Genomic DNA, 1348 nt, shown 5'->3' on the forward strand with positions numbered 1-1348 from the left:
CTGCGGCATCAGCCCGGATGACCGCGTTGGCGTTCTCACGAAGCCGTCACTTGAAATGTCCGCCGCGGTGCTCGGCGTCTTGAAAGCCGGAGCGGCGTTTGTGCCGATTGATCCTGACTATCCGGATCAGCGGATTGACTATATTTTACAGGACAGCGGCGCGAAGCTTCTCTTGAAGCAGGAAGGCATTTCAGTGCCGGATAGCTTCTCAGGAGACGTCATTCTTCTCGACGGGGATCGCACGATTCTAAGCCTGCCGCTTGATGAAAACGATGAGGAAAATCCAGAGACGGCTGTAACTGCGGAGAACTTGGCGTACATGATTTATACGTCTGGAACAACCGGACAGCCGAAGGGTGTCATGGTTGAGCACCATGCGCTTGTAAACCTGTGCTTCTGGCATCATGACGCGTTTAATATGACAGCGGAGGACCGCAGTGCGAAGTATGCGGGCTTTGGATTCGACGCCTCCATTTGGGAGATGTTCCCGACCTGGACCATCGGCGCCGAGCTTCACGTCATTGATGAAGCGATCCGCCTCGATATCGTCCGCCTGAACGACTATTTCGAAACAAACGGCGTGACGATCACGTTCCTGCCGACGCAGCTGGCAGAACAGTTCATGGAGCTTGAGAACACATCACTCCGTGTTCTCTTGACAGGCGGAGACAAGCTGAAGCGCGCCGTGAAAAAGCCGTACAAACTCATCAACAACTACGGGCCGACAGAAAACACGGTCGTTGCCACAAGCACAGAAATCAATCCGGAGGAAGGCTCGCTTTCCATTGGGCAGGCGATCGCCAATACGAGAGTGTACATTCTCGGCGAGGGCCAGCAGGTTCAGCCGGAAGGTGTAGCCGGAGAGCTTTGCGTGGCGGGGCGCGGATTGGCGCGCGGCTATCTGAACCAGGAAGACGAAACCGCGAAGCGGTTTGTCGCTGATCCGTTTGTGCCGGGTGAACGCATGTACCGCACCGGCGATTTGGTGAAATGGGTGAACGGCGGCATCGAATACATCGGCCGAATCGACCAGCAGGTCAAAGTCCGCGGCTACCGGATCGAGCTGTCAGAAATCGAAGTCCAGCTCGCCCAGCTTTCTGAGGTGCAGGATGCGGCGGTGACAGCCGTCAAGGATAAAGGCGGCAATACAGCGATCGCGGCGTATGTCACACCGGAAACAGCTGACATAGAAGCGCTGAAATCTGCACTGAAGGAAACCCTGCCGGACTACATGATCCCGGCCTTCTGGATGACGCTGAGCGGGCTTCCGGTTACCGCAAACGGCAAAGTAGACCGCAAAGCCCTGCCTGAGCCGGACATCGAATCAGGAAGCGGAGAATACAAAGCG

1 protein-coding gene is annotated in these 1348 nt (G+C 56.3%); it reads left to right on the plus strand.

Features of this window, described 5'->3' with window-relative positions; translation table 11 throughout:
* On the plus strand, positions 1–1348 hold a 1348-nt coding region (locus MOC09_RS20045; protein ID WP_268371686.1), incomplete at both ends, for an amino acid adenylation domain-containing protein.

Source organism: Bacillus sp. N12A5 (genome assembly GCF_026790125.1).
GTDB lineage: Bacteria > Bacillota > Bacilli > Bacillales > Bacillaceae > Bacillus.